This window comes from Proteus sp. LHD240705, from assembly GCF_047921555.1.
In the GTDB taxonomy this organism is placed as follows: domain Bacteria; phylum Pseudomonadota; class Gammaproteobacteria; order Enterobacterales; family Enterobacteriaceae; genus Proteus.
The window spans coordinates 12,082-34,685 of the sequence record NZ_JBLRMI010000011.1 but is presented as its reverse complement, the minus strand read 5'-3'; the positions used below and the strand labels follow the sequence as shown (position 1 = coordinate 34,685).

Genomic DNA, 22,604 nt, shown 5'->3' with positions numbered 1-22,604 from the left:
GTATTTCTTTTTACTGCATCACAACATCACTACCGCTTTAGGTTTTCGCCTTTTATATATTGACAGCTTGCTTCTTTTCCCCAGCATTACGACGCGCTTTTTCTTCCATAATCTCAATGATTTGAATATCTGTATGTTGCATTGCACGACTGGCTAATGCACAGAGATTCGCTATTGAACTATCGACATCGTCACTGACAATACCATCAGTACCCGCAACACTTTGATTTTGCATCGCCATTAATACTGCTTTATAGGCACTCGCTGCACTACTTGATACTTTCATTGCACAGCTATTCGATGCGCCATCACAGATAATGCCACTGATATCACCAATCATACTGTTGATAGACATACTGACAGTGGTGAAATCTTTTGTGAGTAACCATGCCATTCCTGCGGCTGCTCCCATTGAAGCGGTTGTTGCAGCACAAAGGGCGGAAAGTGGTGGAAAATGGCTATGAACATAAATTGCCATTAAGTGAGATAAAACCAATGCACGCAGTAAGGTTTCATCATCGGCTTTAATAAATTCAGCAACCACCATTACAGGCAATGTTGCGGCAATACCCTGATTACCTGAGCCTGAATTACTCATTGCAGGTAATACCGCCCCACCCATACGAGCATCAGATGCAGCTGATGCTCTGATCATGATTTCATTAAGTAAGTCTTTACCTAACAAACCTTTCTCTTGTTGCAGAATTAAGGTACGACCAATGGCTAATCCATAGGTGTTTTGTAGTCCCTCTTCTGATAAAGCGCCATTTAAACGAGCGGCATTGAGCATAAATTCAATTTCACTCACTGGCACGTTAAGTGCGAAATTATAGATATCTTCAGCACAAACATCAGTAAAAGGTTTTTCATCAGTAGATTCACAATTATTGGTAAGCGCTGATTTATCTTCCTCAAAAACAACGTTACCGTTACATTCACAACGAACAACATGTGTATGCTCTCTTGCGATACTGACGATGGCATAACCAGATTGGCTATACACTTTCGCTTCAGAGTAAAGAACATCTTCACAAGGTGCTTTTACACCCACAGTGACTTTACCTTGAGCAACCAGTGTCTTAGCTTGAGCAACTGCATCAGCGGATGCTTTTAACAAGACCTCCAACCCAGCATCAGGATCTCCTCCTGTCGCACCTAATGCTGCTGCAATAGGTAGCCCAGCCATTCCCGTTCCCGGCACTGTTACGCCCATTCCGTTTTTCATCAAGTTTGGTGAAACCCAAGCTTCGACACGAACAACAGGCTCGCCTAAAAGCGCAGTTGCTTTCGCTGCTGCCAATGCTAATGAAATTGGCTCAGTACAACCCACTGCTGGCTTAACACCTTCACGTAACTGACGAACAAACTGTGACCATAAATGAGAATTTTTGTTCTGGCTCATAATCTAACACCTTGGATTAATTTAGTTTTTAAAAACAATGCCTAACTAGAACCGAAGTCGGCGACTATGAGAATGCCAAGAACGGAGAGATAACGAGCAGTAAACCGGTAAAAATAATCAGGTAGAGCGATGCACCTTTGTATTTGTGTAACATTGGTACTTTGTACACTAAGTATGCAGGGATAAGACAACCCACCATACCGAAGATTGGGCTACAAATTGAGGTAAAACTCAGTACTGGTGCATTCAGAATGATTGCACCCCATGCTAAAAGCACGGCGAAAATCATGATGCCGTTTTGTACCCATTTTTGGTTGATTTTTTCTGCTGGAATATAGCGTTGCAGAATATTCATAACGATCCCTTGTGTCGCTTCACGGAAACCTAGGTAGACACCAAAGAATGCAGTCATTACGGCGAAGATATTTAGCATAACGCTTACAACAGTTACCCAACCACCAGGGAAGAATTTTGCAGCAATCGCTAATGCAGAGATATTTTGTTCATACGCTTTAACTGCTTCATCATGACCCATTGCTAATGTGAATGAGATTGCATAGAAGAAAACAGTACAGAACAACACACCGAACGCGATGTTCATTGCACGTAACGCTTTGTGACGAGCAACTTCACGGTTTTTATTACGACCACGGTAAGAGATAACCATTGGACTTAATGTTTGGATAAACAGAATTGAAGTCAGGGTAAAAGGTAATGTAATTATTGCTTCTTTGATTAAACGTCCAGCGGGTGGTAATGCTCCCACGTTATAAAGATGCCACATACCAATCATGGAGATCCCTAACGCAGCAACAACAAACAGTTTAGTTAGTACCATAAAGCTTGATACTTTAAACAGTAATTGTTCACCACGAGAAGAGATAGCGACTAAAGCACAAATCAAGATCAAACCATAGAATGGGTTTTCTGACAGTAAACCTTCCGTAACACCAAATGTTTGTAAGTAAGAAGCACTGTCATTGGTGATTGCCGTTGAGTAAACAAACATCCAAATGACTAGCATCACAAAGTAGAGTGCTCCTAATAAAATACCCCAGTTTTTACCGAGATAACCGGTGATAACACTTGGGTAGTCTTTACACTCTGGAGATTCAGCCAACGTATTAATAAATAGGCGTTGGAAAAGGTACATCGCAGGATAACCAATGATCGAGGATAGTAGGAAAACCCATAATCCCATCAGACCTACCTGCACAGGTAAAAACACAATACCTGCACCGATAGCCATACCGATACTCATGATAACCCAGCCCACATCATTGCCGTCGAATTTAATTGCAGCACGCCATTCTTGTTCTGTCATACCTGCGCGGCGAGCGCCAGCACTAGTTGCGGGATAGCTTGTTGTCTCTATTTTTGAGGAAGCCGTTTCCATATTAGTACTCACTTTTTATATTGTAATTGTTAATAGCAAAACGAATTTTTGGGGGTAAAAAAAGTCTATCTAACATTGCGATGTCGAAATAGCCTTACTCTTTGCAGGTATTATTTATTATGGGTAAATGATAGGGAATATTACGGAGAAAAAAGTTGTTATAAATCGTGATAGCCCGAAATGATTTGGAAAAAAATTCTATCGTAAGGAGAAAAATAGGATTATCTGTTCAAAGAGCATAGTAAATAATAACCTTCCCTCTATTGTAACCTTTGCAAACAAATAAATGATTGATTAATAATGAAAAATAACTATTGTTATACAATAATAGTCAAGTATAACAATTGAAACAAATCACCAAATAAACTGTGCTGTCTATCACGATATACTATGATAATCCTTTCTATTTAGCTTTGTTATCTCGTATTTGGTTAAAATACTGTTACTAAACAGCACAATTAACCATTTGATCTGTTTTTTATAAAAATAGGCGGCTAATAAGATAAAAATAGATAAGGAAGTGTATAACCCAAAGAGAATACTTTTTTCGATAGAATTAAATTCTATCATATCCCATGGATTTACTTTTCTTGAAGAAAGTGCGCTACAAACCGTAAAGAGTTTATTGTTCGTAGCGCTTAGATCATAAGGGAATAAGCGGTGTGCTCTTAATAACCGCGCTCTAAGATTGGTTTTAAGAATCTTGCAGTATGTGAGCCTTCAAACTCTGCGACTTGCTCTGGTGTGCCTGACACTAAAATTTGACCGCCACCACTTCCGCCTTCAGGGCCAAGATCCACAATCCAGTCCGCTGTTTTGATCACATCAAGATTGTGCTCAATAACAACAATGGTATTACCTTGGTCACGTAATTGATGAAGTACTTCAAGTAACAACTCAATATCAGCAAAGTGAAGCCCTGTTGTAGGCTCATCAAGAATATAAAGCGTCTGTCCCGTACCACGTTTTGACAACTCTTTTGCTAACTTAACTCGCTGTGCTTCACCACCCGATAAAGTCGTTGCTGATTGCCCCAAGCGAATATAAGAAAGACCAACATCAATCAATGTTTGTAACTTACGAGCCAGCGCTGGCACAGCATCAAAGAACTCCCTCGCCTCTTCAATGGTCATATCCAACGCTTCGTGAATGTTTTTCCCTTTATATTTTATTTCAAGGGTTTCACGGTTATAACGCTGACCTTTACATTGATCGCAAGGTACATAAACATCTGGCAAAAAGTGCATCTCAACTTTTATTACGCCATCACCTTGGCAAGCCTCACAACGACCACCTTTTACGTTGAAACTAAAACGACCTGGCGTATAACCACGAGTACGCGATTCAGGTACACCCGCAAATAACTCACGAATAGGTGTAAATACCCCTGTATAAGTTGCTGGATTTGAACGAGGTGTTCGGCCAATCGGGCTTTGGTTAATATCAATGACTTTATCGAAATGCTCTAAACCTTCAACGTCTAAATAAGGTGCAGGAACACTATTTGTAGCACCATTTAATTGGCGTTGTGCAATAGGGAATAACGTATCGTTAATCAACGTTGATTTACCTGATCCTGAAACGCCCGTAATGCAGGTAAATAAACCCACGGGTAATTTCAGATTTACGTTTCTTAGGTTATTACCTTTAGCACCTAAAATCGTCAGCATTTTCTCACGATCAACTGGAACGCGTTGCTCTGGAATAGCAATACGACGTTCACCACTTAAGAATTTGCCTGTTAATGAATTTGGATTATTGATGATATCTTCAAGCGTACCTTGAGCAACAATTTCACCACCGTGAACGCCCGCGCCTGGGCCAATATCGATAACATGATCTGCTGCACGAATAGCATCTTCATCATGTTCAACAACGATCACCGTATTACCCAAATTACGTAAGTGGATCAGTGTTTCAAGTAGACGATCGTTATCTCGTTGATGTAACCCAATTGAAGGTTCATCCAAGACATACATTACGCCAACTAATCCAGCACCAATCTGGCTGGCTAAGCGGATACGTTGCGCTTCACCGCCTGACAAGGTTTCAGCCGAGCGAGAAAGTGTGAGGTAATTTAAGCCTACATTGACCAAAAATTTAAGTCGATCACCAATCTCTTTTAAGACTTTTTCTGCGATCTTTGCTCTTTGACCACTGAGCTTGAGATTTTGGAAAAAGGTCATCGCATGACCAATGCTGTAATCTGCAATTTCAGGTAATGTAGTATTTTCAACATACACATGGCGCGCTTCACGGCGTAAACGCGTACCACCACAAGAAGCACAAGGACGATTACTAATATACTTAGAAAGTTCTTCACGTACCGCGCTTGATTCTGTCTCGCGGTAACGGCGTTCCATATTATTTAATACGCCTTCAAAAGGATGATGACGAACAACAACATCACCACGATCGTTTGTGTATTTAAATTCAATATTCTCTTTGCCTGAACCCGTTAAAATGACTTTTTGAATATTATCTGGTAACGAATCAAACGGCGCTTCAACATCAAAATGGTAATGTTCACCCAATGAGCGAAGCATTTGGAAATAATAGAAGTTACGGCGATCCCATCCTTTAATTGCACCACCAGCAAGAGAAATCTCTCTATTTTGGATCACTAATTCAGGATCAAAAAATTGCTGAACACCTAAACCATCACAAGTTGGGCAAGCCCCAGCAGGGTTATTAAAAGAGAATAAACGAGGCTCTAGCTCGCTCATGCTATAACCACAAACAGGACAGGCAAAGTTTGCAGAAAAAATAATATCATCTGCATTGTTATCATCCATATCAGAGATAACAGCAGTACCACCAGAAAGTTCTAATGCTGTTTCAAAAGATTCTGCTAAACGTTGGGCGAGATCGTCACGCACTTTAAAACGGTCAATCACCACCTCAATGGTATGTTTTTTCTGTAATTCTAATGTCGGCGGATCAGAAAGATCACACACTTCGCCATCAATACGCGCACGAATATAACCTTGGGCAGCAAGATTATTGAGTAACTTAATATGCTCGCCTTTACGCTCTTTCACCACAGGCGCTAACAGCATTAAGCGCTTGCCTTCTGGCTGCTCAAGTACATTATCAACCATTTGGCTAACTGTTTGAGCGGCTAATGGAATATCGTGATCAGGACAGCGAGGTTCACCAACGCGTGCAAATAAGAGCCGTAGGTAGTCATGAATTTCTGTAATCGTTCCCACAGTCGAACGCGGGTTATGCGACGTAGATTTCTGCTCAATCGAAATAGCGGGAGACAAACCTTCGATGTGATCAACGTCAGGCTTTTCCATTAACGAAAGAAACTGACGAGCATAGGCAGAAAGCGATTCGACATAGCGTCGCTGTCCTTCTGCATAAAGCGTATCAAAGGCTAAAGAGGATTTACCAGAGCCAGAAAGTCCCGTAATAACAATAAGTTTATCGCGGGGAATGACCAAATTGATATTTTTTAGATTATGGGTGCGAGCGCCCCGTACTTCGATTTTATCCATGAACATATCCCGGATTGAGAGAGTCGCCGAAAAAGAAAGAATCGGATAATTATGACACAAAGTTAACTGAATGGATATACAGTATATATAGTGAAATTGAATGACGATGAAAACCTGTCATTTTGAGACAAAAAAATTTCGACAATGTTCACAAATGAGAAATTCATCACGCGTCATATTCAAATTTTAGCGTACGTGATAAACTTATTCGCTTATGATTTCAAAAAATTTACTTTCGCAGGAGTACCGCACATGGCGAGCAGAGGCGTAAACAAAGTTATTCTTATCGGTAATTTAGGGCAGGATCCAGAAATCCGTTATATGCCAAGTGGTGGTGCAGTTGCAAACCTGACACTGGCAACATCAGAAAGCTGGCGCGATAAACAAACCGGTGAAATGAAAGAAAAAACCGAGTGGCACCGTGTGGTAATTTTCGGCAAACTGGCAGAAATTGCAGGCGAATATCTGCGTAAAGGTTCACAAGTGTATATCGAAGGTCAATTACAGACACGTAAATGGCAAGACCAAAGCGGTCAAGACAGATATAGCACTGAAGTTGTGGTCAATATCGGTGGCTCAATGCAGATGTTAGGCGGCCGTGGTGGTCAAGATGGTGCACCTTCACAAGGCGGCCAAGGCGGTTGGGGTCAACCACAACAGCCACAAGCATCACAACAATTTAGCGGTGGCGCACAATCTCGTCCTGCACAACAACCTGCAGCAGCACCAGCGCCAAACAATGAACCACCAATGGATTTTGATGACGATATTCCGTTTTAACGGTCACCTGAAACCTAGTTTCAGAAAAAATCATCTTAAAACCATCTAAAAAATTAACCCAGCTTAGGCTGGGTTTTTTGTTGATGATCATGACAGAACACTATGAAAAGTTATTTTCACAAAACCCCACTTTACACAAAGGTTTGCTTTCAAAAAATATGGTAAGATCTGCGCCATTAACAACGTCTGAGAGCACCTGATCCCCATGAATGAAGAGAAATTGCTCGCTCAGGCAGAAAAGATCTGCCAGAAACGAGGTGTTCGCCTGACTTCACAACGTCTGGCAGTATTGCGTCTGATAGTGCAGCAACCTTCTGCTATCAGCGCATACGACTTATTGGATTTACTACGCCAAGTTGAACCACAAGCAAAACCGCCAACGGTTTATCGTGGATTAGAATTTTTACTTGAGCAAGGATTTATCCATAAAATAGAATCCACCAACAGCTATGTACTTTGTCATCATTTTGATGATGTTGAACACACATCAGTAATGCTAATTTGTGACCGTTGTTTATCTGTCACTGAAAAAAATAGCCATAAAATCGAAAATTCTATTTCATTACTGGCACAAGAGAGTGGATTTCATTTACGACATAGCGTAATCGAAATTCATGGATTATGTTCACAGTGCCACGAAGCACAAGAGTGTACTCATCCTGAAGGTTGTCATCATGATCACAGTATGGATGATAATCTTAAGCAGAAAAAAACCGGTGACTATAAGCCTCGTTAAGCTTATAAAATACAAAAAGCCAGCTAAATGCTGGCTAATACGTGTTCTACTTTTGAATTCTCATTTCAGCTAATGAATACGCTTTACTTTCTTCACGCTTACCAATAGCAATAACTAAAATAACGACTTCTGAATCAATGATTTGGTAAACCAATCGAAAACCAGATGCTCGTAATTTAATCTTATAGCAACCCGAGAGATAACCTTTTAAGCGAGCAGACTCACTCTATATAAGGGTTTTCCTGTAATTTTTTTAATTTCTTTTTAAATTGTTCTTTAATGCTTTGATCGAGTTTCTACCATTCTTTTAATGCACGCTTATCAAACTCAATATTAAAGATCATCAATATTTACTCTTATACGTTTACATGGTTTCTTCAAACGCTCACGTACAACAGCTAAAATATCCTCATCTTCATCTTGTTCACCAACAACGATAGAAACTTCAGAGAAAGGTAACTTTTCATTTTCAGAAACATAACGTAGAAACAATCTTATAGCATCTGAAGGAGACAGGTTCATTTTTTCAAATACTTGATAAGCTTCTTTTTTTAGCTCATCGTCTACTCTAACTTGTATTGTTGTCATAAACACCTCCATTATTAAAACTCATCATATTGTAATTACATTTGTAGTGCAGTGGTGTTTTTTTATACAAATTAAAAAATAAAAAATGCAGATGATTTTGTGCTTTTACACATCATCTGCATCTTTATAAAATAAGTTGTGTTGACTTACTTTGGTACAAATTACAACCATTCACCGTTACGAATAACCCCGACAGCTAAACCTTCCACAGTAAAGTTTTGTTCGCGTAAATCGACGATAATAGGTGAAAATTCTGGGTTTTCTGCATGAAGTTCAATTTTATTACCGCTTTTCTTAAGGCGCTTTACTGTCACTTCATCTTCAATACGAGCCACAATAACTTGCCCGTTGTGAACATCTTGCGTTTTATGCACGGCAAGTAAATCGCCATCCATAATACCGATATCTTTCATTGACATACCATTAACGCGCAATAAAAAATCTGCACTTGGTTTAAATAGCATTGGGTCAACTTGATAATGGCTTTCAATATGCTCTTGCGCTAAAAGTGGTTCACCAGCTGCGACTCGCCCAATTAATGGCAATCCTTCTGGCTCTTCTTCCATTAGCAAACGGATACCTCTGGATGCACCAGAGACAATTTCTATCACACCTTTACGAGCAAGAGCTTTTAAGTGCTCTTCTGCCGCATTTGGTGAGCGAAACCCAAGTTGGGAAGCTATTTCAGCCCGTGTTGGTGGCATACCCGTTTGCGAAATGTGATCACGAACCAAATCGTAAACCTGCTGCTGCCTTGCAGTTAATGCTTTCATTCCGCCCCCTGTTTGTTTATACAGTCAGACTGTGAGTATATACAGGTATATGACGATTTGAAACCTCAAATGAATATAAAACACGCATCTTTGGATTATTTTTCGACAAAAATCGAATTTTTTAACTTTATGCGAAGAAATGCCCCCAAAGAATGGTTACCCAAGTAAATAATCCCAATATAATAGCAATCAGAACGGCGGCAGAACCCATATCTTTTGCACGTCCAGATAATTCGTGGTATTCAGATCCAATTCGATCGACAACGGCTTCTATTGCACTATTTACCAGTTCCAAGATCACAACCAACACAACGGAACCAATGAGTAAAATGCGCTCTAGACCACTGACATCGATGAAAAATGAAAGGATAATTGCAACCAAGGTCACAATAGCTTCTTGTCTAAAAGCGGCTTCATTAATCCAAGCGGCACGAATGCCTTTGTATGAATAGCCACCAGCTTTAATGATTCGGGTAAGACCTTTATTTTGATTAGCCATAATAAACTCTATCGAAAACAAACGATTATTTTGCCACTTTTCTCTATTAATATTGTCACAGCACCACAGATCTACGAAAGACTTTCTGTTATGCTTTCGAAGTATTGCTAATAAGAGGCTACAACTATTTATGTCAGCTTGGCGTAAACTATATTATAACACATTGAATTTACCACTAAAATTACTGGTAAAAAGCAAACGAGTTCCGACTAACCCTATCACTGAATTAGGATTAGATACGTCGCGATCTTTTCTTTATGTTCTGCCTTATCATTCCAAGGCGGACTTACTGACTTTAAGACAGCAATGTCTATCATTAGGATTGCCAGATCCACTGCAACCTATTGAAATAGGCGGAACAAAACTTCCTGCATACGTCTTTATTGATGACGGCCCAAGAGTATTCCGTTACTACTCGCCCGATCCTCGAAAAGATTCCGTGAAGACATTCCACGCTTATCTTGATGCACATCGTAATAACCCACATCTTGATATTGAGATGTTGCCAGTTTCTGTGATGTTTGGACGCTCTCCAGGTCGTGAAGGCCATAATGGTGTTCCACATTTACGTGTGCTTAACGGTATCCAAAAATTTATCGCTATCCTCTGGTTAGGTCGTGATAGTTTTGTTCGTTTTTCACCCACTGTATCAATGCGTGAAATGGCGAACGAACACGGCACTGACACCAGTATAGCTCGAAAACTCGCTCGCGTTGCGCGTATCCACTTTTCACGTCAGCGTTTAGCGGCAGTTGGCCCTAAATTGCCAGCACGCCAAGATCTCTTCAATAAATTGCTTTCATCGAAAGCCATTGAAAAAGCAATTGAAGATGAATCAAAAGCGAAGAAAATCTCACTTGATAAAGCACGTAAAAATGCCACTGATATCATGGAAGAAATTGCAGCCAATTTCTCATATGAAGCGGTGCGTATTAGTGATCGTGTATTAAGTTGGACATGGAATAAGCTCTACCAAGGTATTAACGTTTATAATGCCGAACGCGTGCGTAAACTCGCGCAAGATGGGCATGAAATCGTTTATGTTCCTTGTCACCGTAGCCACATGGACTACTTGCTGCTTTCTTATGTGCTTTATCACCAAGGTTTAGTACCCCCACATATTGCGGCAGGTATTAACCTCAACTTCTGGCCAGCAGGTCCGATTTTCCGCCGTTTAGGGGCATTCTTTATCCGAAGAACCTTTAAAGGTAACAAGCTTTACTCCACCATTTTCCGCGAATATTTAGGTGAGCTATTTACACGAGGCTACTCCATTGAATATTTTGTTGAAGGTGGACGCTCTCGCACAGGTCGATTGTTAGATCCTAAAACAGGGACACTTTCAATGACGGTACAAGCCATGTTACGCGGTGAAACACGCCCTATCTCTGTTGTTCCAATTTACATTGGGTATGAGCACGTAATGGAAGTGGCAACCTATGCCAAAGAGTTACGTGGAGCAACAAAAGAGAAAGAAGGTTTTATGCAGATGGTCAGAGGATTACGTAAATTACGTAACCTTGGTCAAGGCTATGTGAACTTTGGTGAGCCGATTTCTGTTGTACAATACTTAAATCAGGCTGTACCACAATGGCGTGATGATATTGATCCCATTGAGCCACAGCGTCCAAGTTGGTTGAACCCAGCAGTAAGCGCACTAGCTGATAACATTATGGTTCATATCAATAATGCAGCATCGATTAATGCGATCAACCTTGTTTCAACAGCCTTGCTGGCATCACGTCAGCGCGCACTCACAAGAGAGCAACTGTTAGAGCAAGTCGATTGTTATCTGCAATTATTACGCAATGTGCCTTATTCGACAGATATGATTGTGTCTGATAAAAATGCTGAAACCTTATTAGAACACGCTCTACAATCAGATAAATTCCAAGTCGAAAAAGACAGTCTGGGTGATATTGTGGTACTTCCTCGTGAAAGCGCGGTATTAATGACTTATTACCGTAATAACACAATCCACTTAATGGTCACTCCGTCATTAATTGCCAGCATCATCTTACATCATGAAAAAATCCATCGTGATGATTTAATGAAACAAGTTGAGCTAATCTTCCCTCTTATTAAAGCGGAACTATTTATTCGTTATGAGAAAGAAGAACTCCCTGAAGTCATTAATACTTTGATTGCAGAATTGTGCCGTCAACGCCTGATTTGTTCTGATAGTGATGGCTTACTACGTATCAACCCAGCGCGTATTCGTCCATTACAGCTTTTAGCCGCCAGCGTCAGAGAAACATTACAACGCTATGGTATTACACTCTCCTTACTCAATTTTGCACCCGAAATTAGTCGTGCATTATTGGAGAAAGAGAGCCGTATCTTGGCACAACGTCTTTCAGTCTTGCATGGTATCAACGCACCTGAGTTCTTTGATAAAGCGGTATTCTCTACTTTAGTTTCAACGCTACGTGAAGAAGGGTATCTCAATGATAATGAAGATATCCTAAAAGCAGATGCATCTGCTCTTTACCAAGTGATTGCAAAATTAATGTCACCAGAAATTCGCTTAACCATTGAAAGCGTGGGGATCACTGAAGATAACAATTCAGTACAAACTATTGACGAAAAAAGTGAGCCTAAAGCTGATGAATAATCAGTAAATAGAGCCATAACCGAAATAGAAAAGGGATAAGCGCATTGCTTATCCCTTTTTGTTTCTACTCGATTGTAGAGAACCATTTAGCACTTATGATCCGTTAAAAATAACTAAATAAAATGCCCGCAAATAAAACAAAACCAACATAGTTATTATTCATAAAAGCTTGGAAACACGGCGCTCTTTCACGCTCTGCAATAAGTTTCTGCTGATAAATAAACAGCGCTGTTACTAACAATAGCGACCAGTAGTAGATACCTTTCAGATTCAGCAAAATACCGATACCCACTAATAATGCCAACATCACCAGTTGTAAAATACCGATAATAATTTTGTCATAACGACCGAATAAAATGGCGGTAGATTTAACCCCAATTTTTATATCATCATTACGATCAACCATGGCATATTGTGTATCGTAAACTACAGACCAGACAATATTGACAAGAAATAATAGCCAACACACTAATGGCAAACTTTCAGAAACAGCAGCAAATCCCATAGGGATTGACCAGCCAAAAGCCATACCTAAAATAAGCTGGGGTAAATTACTAAACCGTTTAACGAAAGGATAAAACCACGCCAGTGCAAGCCCTGCCACAGAGAGCCAAATAGTCATAGTATTAAGTGTTAAAACTAATGCAAAGGACAAGAGTACCAAAACGATAAATAGAATTTTGCTCTCTTTTTCTGTCACAGCTCCACTAGGTAATGGTCGATTTTTAGTTCGTTCAACACTGCCATCAATTTTCCGGTCAGCAAAGTCGTTTATTACACACCCAGCGGCACGCATAGAGAACACGCCAATAGTAAAGACAATCAGAATATGCCAATCAGGAAAACCTTTAGCGGCAATCCATAAAGCCCAATAAGTTGGCCAAAGTAATAATAGCGCTCCGATAGGTTTATCTATACGCATTAAACGGCTATATGCTTGCCATTTACTTTGCGTCATACTTCCCTCCAATTTTAGCTCCCCCTAATTACTTCTCATACACTGGTGATGCAGGTAGAAACATCTCGGTTAATAATAAAGGTTTATCTGAAAGCTGGAAACGAGAACGGCGTAGCCAATACCCATTTTGTTGCCCGATATGAATAAAATCACGGCTTAATATTGTTTCCTGAAACAGATAACGCCCAAGTGGAACGGTTCTTAGATTGACCAGTTTTCTGTCTTCGCCTGTCAATGTCTCTTCTGGTACTAACGTCCGCCCTAATAACCAAGGAATATCGTCACCACACAATACCACTTCTCTTAACCAATAACGCTGACTTTTGGGTAAACACGCTCTTTCGTCAGCGGGCTCAATAATGTCAATAAACCCTTCTTGATAAGGCATTACGGTGACTTTTTGGCAATATTGTTCAAATCGCCTTGTCATGGAGCCTAATTCCATTAACCAACTTAATGTACTTTCTTGAATACTTGCATGTTCCTCACTGGGTAGCCAATGGATAGGTGCAGGGGTAATTATTGATTTTTTGAACATTTATTCATCATCACGCTTTGATGATCCTAACTAGTATGAGTCATGATGCGTAAGGATATCATGATGTGACTAAGGGAAGTTAAAAGCTGATAACATTTCGCATAAATAATCTAAAAAAGCGTTAAAAGAAAATCAGATTGAATACTAACTAATCAAAAAACAAAGGAGGTTATAAAAACCTCCTTTCTATCTAACCAACTACTTATATTCAGTTTATTCGATTAACGCCATGCTTTATAACGATTAATCAGATTATTTGTTGAGCTATCATGGCTGTTAACACTTTCCTTACCTTTTAATTCAGGAAGAATACGATTAGCCAGTTGTTTGCCTAATTCAACACCCCATTGGTCAAAGGTGAAGATATTGAAAATAACACCTTGTACAAAGATTTTATGTTCATACATTGCAATCAATGCACCTAATGAATAAGGCGTAATTTCTTTTAACAGAATAGAGTTAGTTGGGCGGTTACCTTCGAACACTTTGAAAGGGGCAACATATCCCATAGTCTTAGGATCTTTTCCTGCTGCGGCAAATTCAGCATCAACTTGCTCACGCGTTTTACCAAAAGCGAGGGCTTCGGTTTGTGCAAAAAAGTTAGACATCAATTTTGCGTGATGATCGGATAGTGGGTTATGACTAATTGCAGGCGCAATAAAATCACAAGGGATAATTTTTGTACCTTGGTGGATCAGTTGGTAAAACGCATGTTGTCCGTTTGTACCCGGTTCACCCCAAATGATAGGGCCCGTTTGATAACTCACTTTGTTTCCATCACGATCAATATACTTACCATTCGATTCCATATTGCCTTGTTGGAAGTAAGCCGCAAAGCGATGCATGTATTGATCGTATGGCAGAATCGCTTCAGTTTCTGTGCCAAAAAAATTGTTATACCAAATGCCAATCAGAGCGAGGATCATTGGGATGTTATTTTCAGCATCTGTTGTTCTAAAGTGATTATCCATTGCATGAGCACCTTCCAGCAATTGCTCAAAATTGTCATAACCAACAGATAATGCGATAGATAAACCAATTGCTGACCATAATGAATAACGACCACCAACCCAATCCCAAAACTCAAACATATTGGCAGTATCAATACCAAATTTAGCTACTTCTGTGCTGTTTGTGGATAACGCCACAAAGTGTTTAGCGACAAATGCACTTTCTTTAGCTGAGGCTAAGAACCAATCTCTTGCTGAATGCGCATTTGTCATGGTTTCTTGTGTAGTAAAGGTTTTTGATGCAATAAGGAATAGCGTCGTTTCAGGATCACATTTTTTCAGTGTTTCTGCGATATGCGTACCATCAACATTAGAAACAAAATGCATAGTAAGATGGTTTTTATATGGACGTAATGCTTCTGTCACCATATAAGGGCCAAGATCAGAACCACCGATACCAATATTCACAACATCAGTAATTGCCTTACCTGTATAACCTTTCCATTCACCACTAATAATGCGCTCACTGAATGTTTTCATTTTATTCAGTACAGCATTAACTTCAGGCATAACATCTTTGCCATCAACGATGACGGGAGTATTGCTACGATTACGTAATGCAGTATGCAATACAGCACGATCTTCAGTACGGTTGATTTTTTCACCCGTAAACATGCTATTTATCGCACCTTTAACGTCACATTCCTTAGCCAAAGCCTGCAATTTTTCTAATGTTTCTTTCGTAATACGGTTTTTTGAAAAATCCACTAGAATTTGGTCTGAAAACGTTTTTGAAAATTGCTCAAAGCGTGATGGCTCCTGAGCAAACAGTGTTTTCATCTCGGTATTTTTGATCACCGAGAAATGGTTTTCTAATGCCTTCCAGGCTAAGGTTTGGGTTGGGTTTACATTTTTCATTCACAATACTCTCTTAAGATTACAATCCAATATTCTCAGATTGTAGCCTGACATTTAATAGTTACAGTCAATTCTTTCTCATTTGATGATATTGGTCAAAACCATTCAACAAATCTAGTACTAATTACTTACATAGGTAAAACCGATAATGTGGAGCTGATTATTAATTAAATTGATTATTATTCACTCTGCATTGACTCTCTACTTAATAACCGATATTCCTAAGTGTGTCCAACATCTCATTTTTGCCTAAAGGAATACGACAATGACTGATAATACTGCTACGCCTTCATCTGCATCATCGCCATACACTATCGCTAAATTTGGTGGCACCAGTGTTGCTAACTTTTCAGCAATGGAAAAATGCGCAGATATTATCCTGAAACAAAAGTCAGTTCGTGTCGTGGTTCTTTCAGCATCTGCCGGCATTACTAATTTGTTAATTGAGCTTGCAGCAGGTACAGAGCCTTCACAACGGGAAGCTTTGCTCTCACAAGTTCGTGATATTGAGTATGCAATTATCAACCAGCTTTCTCAGCCAGAAATTATTTCTCAAGAAATAAATCGTCTGCTTGAGAATATTGAGATGCTCTCTGAAGCGGCTTCACTTGCCACATCTGATGCATTGACAGACGAATTAGTCAGTCACGGTGAATTAATGTCAACCTTGCTATTTGTTGAATTATTGCGTGAAAAAGGCATACAGGCAGATTGGTTTGATGTCAGAAAAGTGATGAAAACCAATGATCTATTTTGTCACGCTGAACCTGATATGGCACAGCTCACCGAGCTCACACAAAGCCTTATACAACCTCGTCTAGAAGAAACCGTGATTGTAACGCAAGGTTTTATTGGTCAAGAGCCTAAAGGCAGAACCACAACACTCGGTCGTGGTGGTAGTGACTATACGGCTGCACTTATTGGTGAAGCACTCGAAATGTCTCGTGTGGATATTTGGACGGATGTACCAGGCATTTACAGTACCGATCCAAGAATAGTGCCAGAGGCACATCGTATTGATCAAATCGCCTTTAATGAAGCGGCTGAAATGGCCACCTTTGGCGCTAAAATTTTACACCCTGCCACATTATTACCCGCTGTACGTAGTGGTATTCCCGTGTTTGTGGGGTCTAGCAAAGCCCCCGAAGAAGGCGGTACATTAGTTTGTGCTCAAACAGAAAATCCACCTGTATTCCGCGCAATTGCACTACGTAGAAAACAAACTTTACTCACATTACACAGCCTGAAAATGCTTCATGCACGAGGTTTTTTAGCAGAGATATTTACTATTTTATCGCGCCATCATATCTCTGTTGATGTGATAACCACATCAGAAGTGAGCATTGCGTTAACACTTGATACAACTGGCACTACCAACGCATCGGGGAGTTTATTAACCAATGCACTCTTAACTGAATTATCCGCATTATGCCGTGTTGAAGTAGAAGAAGATCTAGCATTAGTTGCTGTGATTGGTAATTCACTTTCACAGGTGAATGGTTTAGGTATTAAAATTTTCGGCACATTAGAAAATTATAATATTCGTATGATAAGCCATGGTGCAAGTACTCACAATTTATGTTTATTAGTTGATGGCAAAGATGCAGATAATATTGTGCGTAAATTACATGATACATTGTTTTAATTAATAACGAATTATCAATATATAAAAGAGAGATAAGAAATTATTTCTCTTTTATATTTCATACTCTTTATTAAAAATGCTTTATCTATTAAAGATACTCCATTTATATTTTTTTAAACTACAACCTCACTTTATTAAAAAATATGGATATCTCAATGAAAATAGGTAGTTTTAATCACTTAAGGATCACCCAAACAAATTTCATTCCTTATATAAAAGAAGTAAATAATGACTTAAATGGAAGTATAACATCAACCCAAAACACGAATAACACAATGTTACAAAGCGCTAAACAGAAAAACGAAAAATCAATATATCATGTGAATTCTTTGAATAAGAAAATACAATCAGATACTGAATTGACTAATTTCATACAAAATACTAAAAATAATGAATATTTAATTAAAGAAACAATAGAACAGATATCTTTAAATTTTGAAAGATTAATTAGTTCAGATAACATTATTAATGAAGAAATAAAAAAAACATATCAAGAAAAAAAAGATAATATTTTAAATTACATTAATAAAAATAACATTGAAAAATTAATTAGTCTTAATGAAAATAACATTGAAAAATTAATTAGTCTTAATAAAAATAACATTGAAAAATTAATTAGTCTTAATGAAAATACCGAAATAGCAAAATATTCTGAAAACCTTAAGAATATAAAGGAAAGTTTTATAGAAATTATTCAAGAATACCTATCGCCAAATTTCAAACAAACACCGACTACATCGTTAAGAATAGATAAGCACCTAGCATTAATTAATAAGACCAGTCATTATACTCAATAATTTTATTTTAAAGAGCTTCTTACTAAGAAGCTCTTTATTTTTAATACACCCGATAACCACCATATTTCTTAGCAAATTGATTAAACTTACCAAAATCAATTAAGGCAATTTCTAAAGAACGATGCGCAAGATGAGAAATCTTTGCAATTTTTTCAACAAAAAGCCGGTTATCTTCCAACAAGTTAGCGGTAAGTGTAGAAGCAATAATCTCACACTCTTTCGGTGTGACAATCCAACCATCATTAGTAGCGAATTTATGAATAGGGATATTCCCTTCTTTTTTACTCTCTTGAGCAAGCAACGCTTCTTCTTCTTTCATTGCCTGCTTAAATAATGCTATTTCTTCTTCAACAGGCTCTGGGGAAGTCGGAGTTTTATGATAAATATAGTCCCCGACTTCTTCGATTCGTGCAGGCGTCATTTCTGCTTTTAGCCAAATTTTATCAAATGCTTTTTCATCTAAAACAGCATCAGTATCTAAGTTTCCTGTTAGTTGCATCAGATTTAAAAAAGCATTAATTAAAACTTCACTTAATGGATAATTTCCTTTTGCTAAAGAAGGAAACGGCATCTCAGCGCCAGCAGGTGGTGTTTTCTGAAGGTACAAAGTATAGCTCATTGTAATGTCCTTTTTTCTGATACAGGCTTATAGCTTATACACCTTTAATGGGATCGACTAGTGAGAATAACAAGGGGATATTACTATCCCCCACTCTTTATTACATTATTGAGATCTGAAAATAACCTAAGACTCATACCCTAAATTAGGCGCTAACCAACGTTCGACTTCACTCACGCTCATTCCTCGGCGTTTTGCGTAATCTTCAACCTGATCTTTTTGAATTTGAGCAACAGCGAAATATTTACTGTCAGGATGGCTAAAATACCAGCCCGATACTGAAGCACCAGGCCACATGGCATAAGCATCTGTCAGTTTCATTCCAATGCGATTTTCAACATCAAGTAATTGCCAAATTTTTGCTTTTTCTGTGTGCTCTGGGCAGGCAGGATACCCCGGCGCAGGTCGAGTTCCTTGATATTTTTCTCGAATAAGTTCGTCATTGGAGAGATTTTCATCCGCGCTATAACCCCAAATCTTTGTTCTGACCCGTTGGTGAAGATATTCAGCAAAAGCTTCTGCTAATCTATCTGATAACGCTTTTACCATGATTTTATTGTAGTCATCATGGGCATTATCATAAACATTCGCAAGAGTATCTTCTTCTAATCCGCCCGTGACTGCGAAAGCACCAAAATAGTCAGCAACACCACTTTCAACAGGGGCAATAAAATCGGCTAAGCAGTAATTAGGAAAATCATTTTTCTCCGTTTGTTGACGTAAATGACAGCTTTTCAAAAGTACTTGTTGGCGGCTTTCATCTTGATAAATCACAATATCATCACCCAGACGATTTGCAGGGAATAGCCCCATAATCCCTTTAGGTGTTAATAATTTTTCACGACTTAATTTGTCCAGCATCGCATTTGCATCGGCAAATACACGCTTTGCTTCTTCACCAACCACATCATCTTCTAAAATTCGCGGATATTTCCCCGCTAAAGACCACGTCATAAAGAAAGGTGTCCAATCGATATATTCACGCAAGGTTTCAATACTTGCCGTGATCTCTTGCACTCCTAATTGATTGGGCTTTGGTGGTGTGTAATTTTGCCAATCAATTTGTAGTGCATTTTTTCGCGCAACCTCTAAAGAAACAGGAGGAGTACGAGGTTTTTTTCTGGCGTATTGCTGGCGTACAACGTCATATTCACGACGCGTTCTAGCAACAAAATCGGCTTTTTGTGTTTCAGATAATAGTGCAGCAACAACACCTACAGTTCTTGAAGCATTTTGAACATAAACAGTAGGATGACTATAATTAGGTTCTATTTTTACTGCAGTATGCGCTTTGGACGTTGTTGCTCCACCAATCATTAATGGTAAAGAAAAACCGCGTCTTTCCATCTCTTTAGCAACATTCACCATCTCATCAAGTGAAGGTGTGATCAGCCCTGAAAGACCAATAATATCGACTTTTTCATCAATCGCTGTTTGCAAAATTTTATCGCAAGGCACCATTACACCTAAGTCGATAATTTCATAGTTATTGCACTGCAAAACCACACCGACAATATTTTTACCAATATCGTGAACATCACCTTTCACTGTGGCGAGTAAAATTTTACCTGCGGAAGTTCCTGCCTGTTTTGTCGCTTGGATATAAGGCTCAAGATAAGCAACGGCTTGTTTCATCACTCTTGCTGATTTCACAACTTGAGGCAAAAACATTTTGCCTTCACCGAATAAATCACCGACGGTATTCATACCATTCATCAATGGCCCTTCAATCACTTCAATAGGGCTTGATGCTTGTTGGCGACAAGCTTCTGTATCTTCAACAATAAACTCGGTGATCCCTTTAATTAAGGCGTATTCTAAACGTTTCTCAACATTCCACTGTCTCCATTCGGCAAGCTGATGATTTTGCTCATCACTTTTAGTGCCACGATAACGCTCTGCCAATGCTAATAAATTATCTGTGCTCTCTTCATGACGATTTAAAATGACATCTTCAACTGCGTTACGCAGTTCATCAGGTAGTGAGTCATAAATGGCGAGTTGTCCCGCATTGACAATCCCCATATCCATACCATTTTTTACTGCGTAATAGAGAAAAACAGAGTGAATGGCCTCACGAACAGGATCGTTACCTCTAAATGAGAATGAAACGTTAGATACCCCACCAGAAATTAAGGCATAAGGCAGTTGAGATTTAATATCCGCACAGACTTCAATAAAATCAATGGCATAATTATTATGTTCTGCAATACCTGTTGCGACGGCAAATATATTAGGATCAAAAATAATATCTTCAGGAGGAAAACCCGCTTGCTCGGTCAATAACTGATAAGCTCGGCGACAAATTTCAATTTTGCGTTCTCGGGTATCCGCTTGCCCTACTTCATCAAACGCCATAACGACAACAGCAGCACCATATTTACGCACCAATCTAGCATGCTCAAGAAAAGGAACTTCACCCTCTTTCATCGAAATTGAGTTAACAATACCTTTGCCTTGAATACACTTTAGACCTTCTTCGATCACTTCCCATTTGGAGGAGTCAATCATCACAGGCACTTTGGCAATATCAGGCTCACCCGCAATGAGATTAAGAAAACGTGTCATTGCTTCGACGGCATCTAGCATGCCTTCATCCATGTTGATATCAATGATTTGAGCACCGTTTTCAACTTGATGACGTGCAACATCTAACGCTTCTTGGTAATTACCTTCTTTTATCAAGCGCTTAAATTTAGCAGAACCTGTAACGTTGGTTCTTTCGCCCACATTCACAAACAGTGAATTTTCATCAATAACTAATGGTTCAAGACCTGAAAGACGACATGCTTTTTTCAAGGAAGGTAATACTCTTGGTGCAATGCCTTCTACCGCTTGTGAAATGGCGAGAATATGCGCAGGAGTGGTTCCACAACAACCTCCTACAATATTGAGAAAACCAGCTTGTGCCCACTCTTTAATTTGCTCAGCCATCTCTTGGGCATCTAAATCATAGCCTCCAAAGGCGTTAGGCAAACCAGCATTAGGGTGAGCACTGACATAGGTTTCAGAAATTTGTGAAAGTGTTTGAATATATTGGCGTAATTCTTTAGGGCCTAAAGCACAATTTAAGCCAAATGAAAGCGCATCCGCATGGCGTAAAGAGTGATAGAACGCTTCTGTTGTTTGACCTGTTAATGTTCTTCCTGATGCATCCGTAATGGTGCCGGAGATCATCACAGGTAACTCAATATTGAGTGATTCAAATTCACATTTAATGGCGAAAATAGCCGCTTTCGCATTTAGTGTGTCGAAAATAGTTTCGACCATAATTAGATCAACACCGCCTGTAATTAATCCGCGCGTTGCTTCTCGATAAGCTTCCACCAGCTTATCAAATGAAACGTTACGAAAAGCTGGATCGTTAACATCTGGGGATATTGAGGCAGTTCTATTGGTTGGCCCCAAAACACCCGCGACATAGCGAGGTTTATCTGGTGTTAAGGCACTCCATTTATCTGCACAGGCTTTAGCTAATTTTGCCGCTTCTTCATTAAGTTCGAAACAAAGCGACTCCATCTGATAATCCGCCATCGCGATAGATGTCGAGTTAAAGGTGTTGGTTTCAACAATATCAGCGCCTGCTTGAAAATAAGCATTATGAATATCGGCAATAATTTGCGGTTGAGTTAAAACTAAAAGATCATTATTCCCTTTGACATCACAACGCCAATCAGTAAAACGCTCACCTCGATAATCGGCTTCTGTCAGTTGATATTGTTGGATCATTGTACCCATTGCACCATCAAGTACTAAGATACGTTTTGCTAATGCTTCCGTCAGTTGTTGCTTTATGTTTGCCACGTTGTTCCCTCTTAATAGAGAATGTTTTTGTTCTTGTTTTCTTTATTGTTATTTCGTTGTTTTTTTATCCTACCATATCTTTTT

16 protein-coding genes and 1 pseudogene are annotated in these 22,604 nt (G+C 39.2%); 5 read left to right on the top strand and 12 right to left on the bottom strand.

Annotation, left to right across the window (positions count from 1 at the left end):
- Positions 1-52: 52 nt before the first annotated feature.
- From ACNART_RS16420 to uvrA, 3 genes are all read right to left on the bottom strand, one after another.
- A complete protein-coding gene (locus tag ACNART_RS16420; RefSeq protein ID WP_198620614.1) occupies positions 53-1,402 on the bottom strand; it encodes a serine dehydratase subunit alpha family protein in 1,350 nt (449 codons plus the stop codon).
- A gap of 64 nt (positions 1,403-1,466) precedes the next feature.
- Positions 1,467-2,798: an amino acid permease gene (locus tag ACNART_RS16415; RefSeq protein WP_109373160.1), complete on the bottom strand. Its 1,332-nt coding sequence runs from the start codon at positions 2,796-2,798 to the stop codon at positions 1,467-1,469.
- Between the two features lie 668 nt (positions 2,799-3,466).
- Positions 3,467-6,301, bottom strand: coding sequence for an excinuclease ABC subunit UvrA (uvrA, locus tag ACNART_RS16410; protein ID WP_198620615.1), 2,835 nt, complete (start codon positions 6,299-6,301; stop codon positions 3,467-3,469).
- Positions 6,302-6,553: 252 nt separating this feature from the next.
- Here uvrA and ssb1 point away from each other — a divergent pair, with 252 nt between their 5' ends.
- Positions 6,554-7,081 carry a single-stranded DNA-binding protein SSB1 gene (gene ssb1, locus ACNART_RS16405; protein WP_088494417.1) on the top strand — a complete coding sequence of 176 codons (528 nt, stop codon included), beginning with the start codon at positions 6,554-6,556 and terminating at the stop codon, positions 7,079-7,081.
- 205 nt (positions 7,082-7,286) lie between these two features.
- The gene (zur, locus tag ACNART_RS16400; protein ID WP_109373158.1) at positions 7,287-7,817 is read left to right on the top strand and encodes a zinc uptake transcriptional repressor Zur; all 531 of its coding nucleotides are present in this window, start codon (positions 7,287-7,289) and stop codon (positions 7,815-7,817) included.
- Positions 7,818-7,863: 46 nt separating this feature from the next.
- Here zur and ACNART_RS16395 read toward each other — a convergent pair.
- From ACNART_RS16395 to ACNART_RS16380, 4 genes and pseudogenes are all read right to left on the bottom strand, one after another.
- Positions 7,864-8,161: pseudogene (locus ACNART_RS16395) on the bottom strand (type II toxin-antitoxin system RelE family toxin).
- The gene (locus ACNART_RS16390) at positions 8,151-8,405 is read right to left on the bottom strand and encodes a type II toxin-antitoxin system RelB/DinJ family antitoxin (RefSeq protein WP_198626498.1); all 255 of its coding nucleotides are present in this window, start codon (positions 8,403-8,405) and stop codon (positions 8,151-8,153) included. Before ACNART_RS16390 ends, ACNART_RS16395 begins: the two are co-directional and overlap by 11 nt.
- A 161-nt stretch (positions 8,406-8,566) precedes the next feature.
- Complete coding sequence (lexA, locus tag ACNART_RS16385) at positions 8,567-9,178, bottom strand: transcriptional repressor LexA (RefSeq protein ID WP_109373157.1); 612 nt, start codon at positions 9,176-9,178, stop codon at positions 8,567-8,569.
- Positions 9,179-9,305: 127 nt separating this feature from the next.
- Positions 9,306-9,677: a diacylglycerol kinase gene (locus ACNART_RS16380; protein WP_006536373.1), complete on the bottom strand. Its 372-nt coding sequence runs from the start codon at positions 9,675-9,677 to the stop codon at positions 9,306-9,308.
- A 130-nt stretch (positions 9,678-9,807) separates the two neighbouring features.
- On the opposite strand from ACNART_RS16380, the gene plsB reads away from it, so the two are divergent.
- Positions 9,808-12,291: a glycerol-3-phosphate 1-O-acyltransferase PlsB gene (plsB, locus tag ACNART_RS16375; protein WP_109373156.1), complete on the top strand. Its 2,484-nt coding sequence runs from the start codon at positions 9,808-9,810 to the stop codon at positions 12,289-12,291.
- Between the two features lie 103 nt (positions 12,292-12,394).
- On the opposite strand, the gene ubiA is transcribed toward plsB, so the two are convergent.
- From ubiA to pgi, 3 genes are all read right to left on the bottom strand, one after another.
- Positions 12,395-13,249, bottom strand: coding sequence for a 4-hydroxybenzoate octaprenyltransferase (gene ubiA, locus ACNART_RS16370; protein WP_088494414.1), 855 nt, complete (start codon positions 13,247-13,249; stop codon positions 12,395-12,397).
- 28 nt (positions 13,250-13,277) lie between these two features.
- Positions 13,278-13,787 carry a chorismate lyase gene (gene ubiC / locus ACNART_RS16365; protein WP_368927871.1) on the bottom strand — a complete coding sequence of 170 codons (510 nt, stop codon included), beginning with the start codon at positions 13,785-13,787 and terminating at the stop codon, positions 13,278-13,280.
- A 221-nt stretch (positions 13,788-14,008) separates the two neighbouring features.
- Complete coding sequence (gene pgi, locus ACNART_RS16360) at positions 14,009-15,655, bottom strand: glucose-6-phosphate isomerase (protein WP_198620616.1); 1,647 nt, start codon at positions 15,653-15,655, stop codon at positions 14,009-14,011.
- 265 nt (positions 15,656-15,920) lie between these two features.
- On the opposite strand from pgi, the gene lysC reads away from it, so the two are divergent.
- On the top strand, positions 15,921-17,300 hold the full coding sequence (gene lysC, locus ACNART_RS16355) for a lysine-sensitive aspartokinase 3 (protein WP_368927870.1): 1,380 nt from the start codon (positions 15,921-15,923) through the stop codon (positions 17,298-17,300).
- 155 nt (positions 17,301-17,455) lie between these two features.
- Entirely contained in the window at positions 17,456-18,097 is a 642-nt protein-coding gene (locus tag ACNART_RS16350; RefSeq protein ID WP_368927869.1) for a hypothetical protein, read from the top strand.
- Between the two features lie 40 nt (positions 18,098-18,137).
- Here ACNART_RS16350 and ACNART_RS16345 read toward each other — a convergent pair whose 3' ends face one another.
- Both ACNART_RS16345 and metH read right to left on the bottom strand, forming a co-directional pair.
- Positions 18,138-18,716 carry a hypothetical protein gene (locus ACNART_RS16345; protein WP_368927868.1) on the bottom strand — a complete coding sequence of 193 codons (579 nt, stop codon included), beginning with the start codon at positions 18,714-18,716 and terminating at the stop codon, positions 18,138-18,140.
- A 126-nt stretch (positions 18,717-18,842) separates the two neighbouring features.
- A complete protein-coding gene (gene metH / locus ACNART_RS16340; RefSeq protein ID WP_368927867.1) occupies positions 18,843-22,520 on the bottom strand; it encodes a methionine synthase in 3,678 nt (1,225 codons plus the stop codon).
- Positions 22,521-22,604 lie beyond the last annotated feature (84 nt).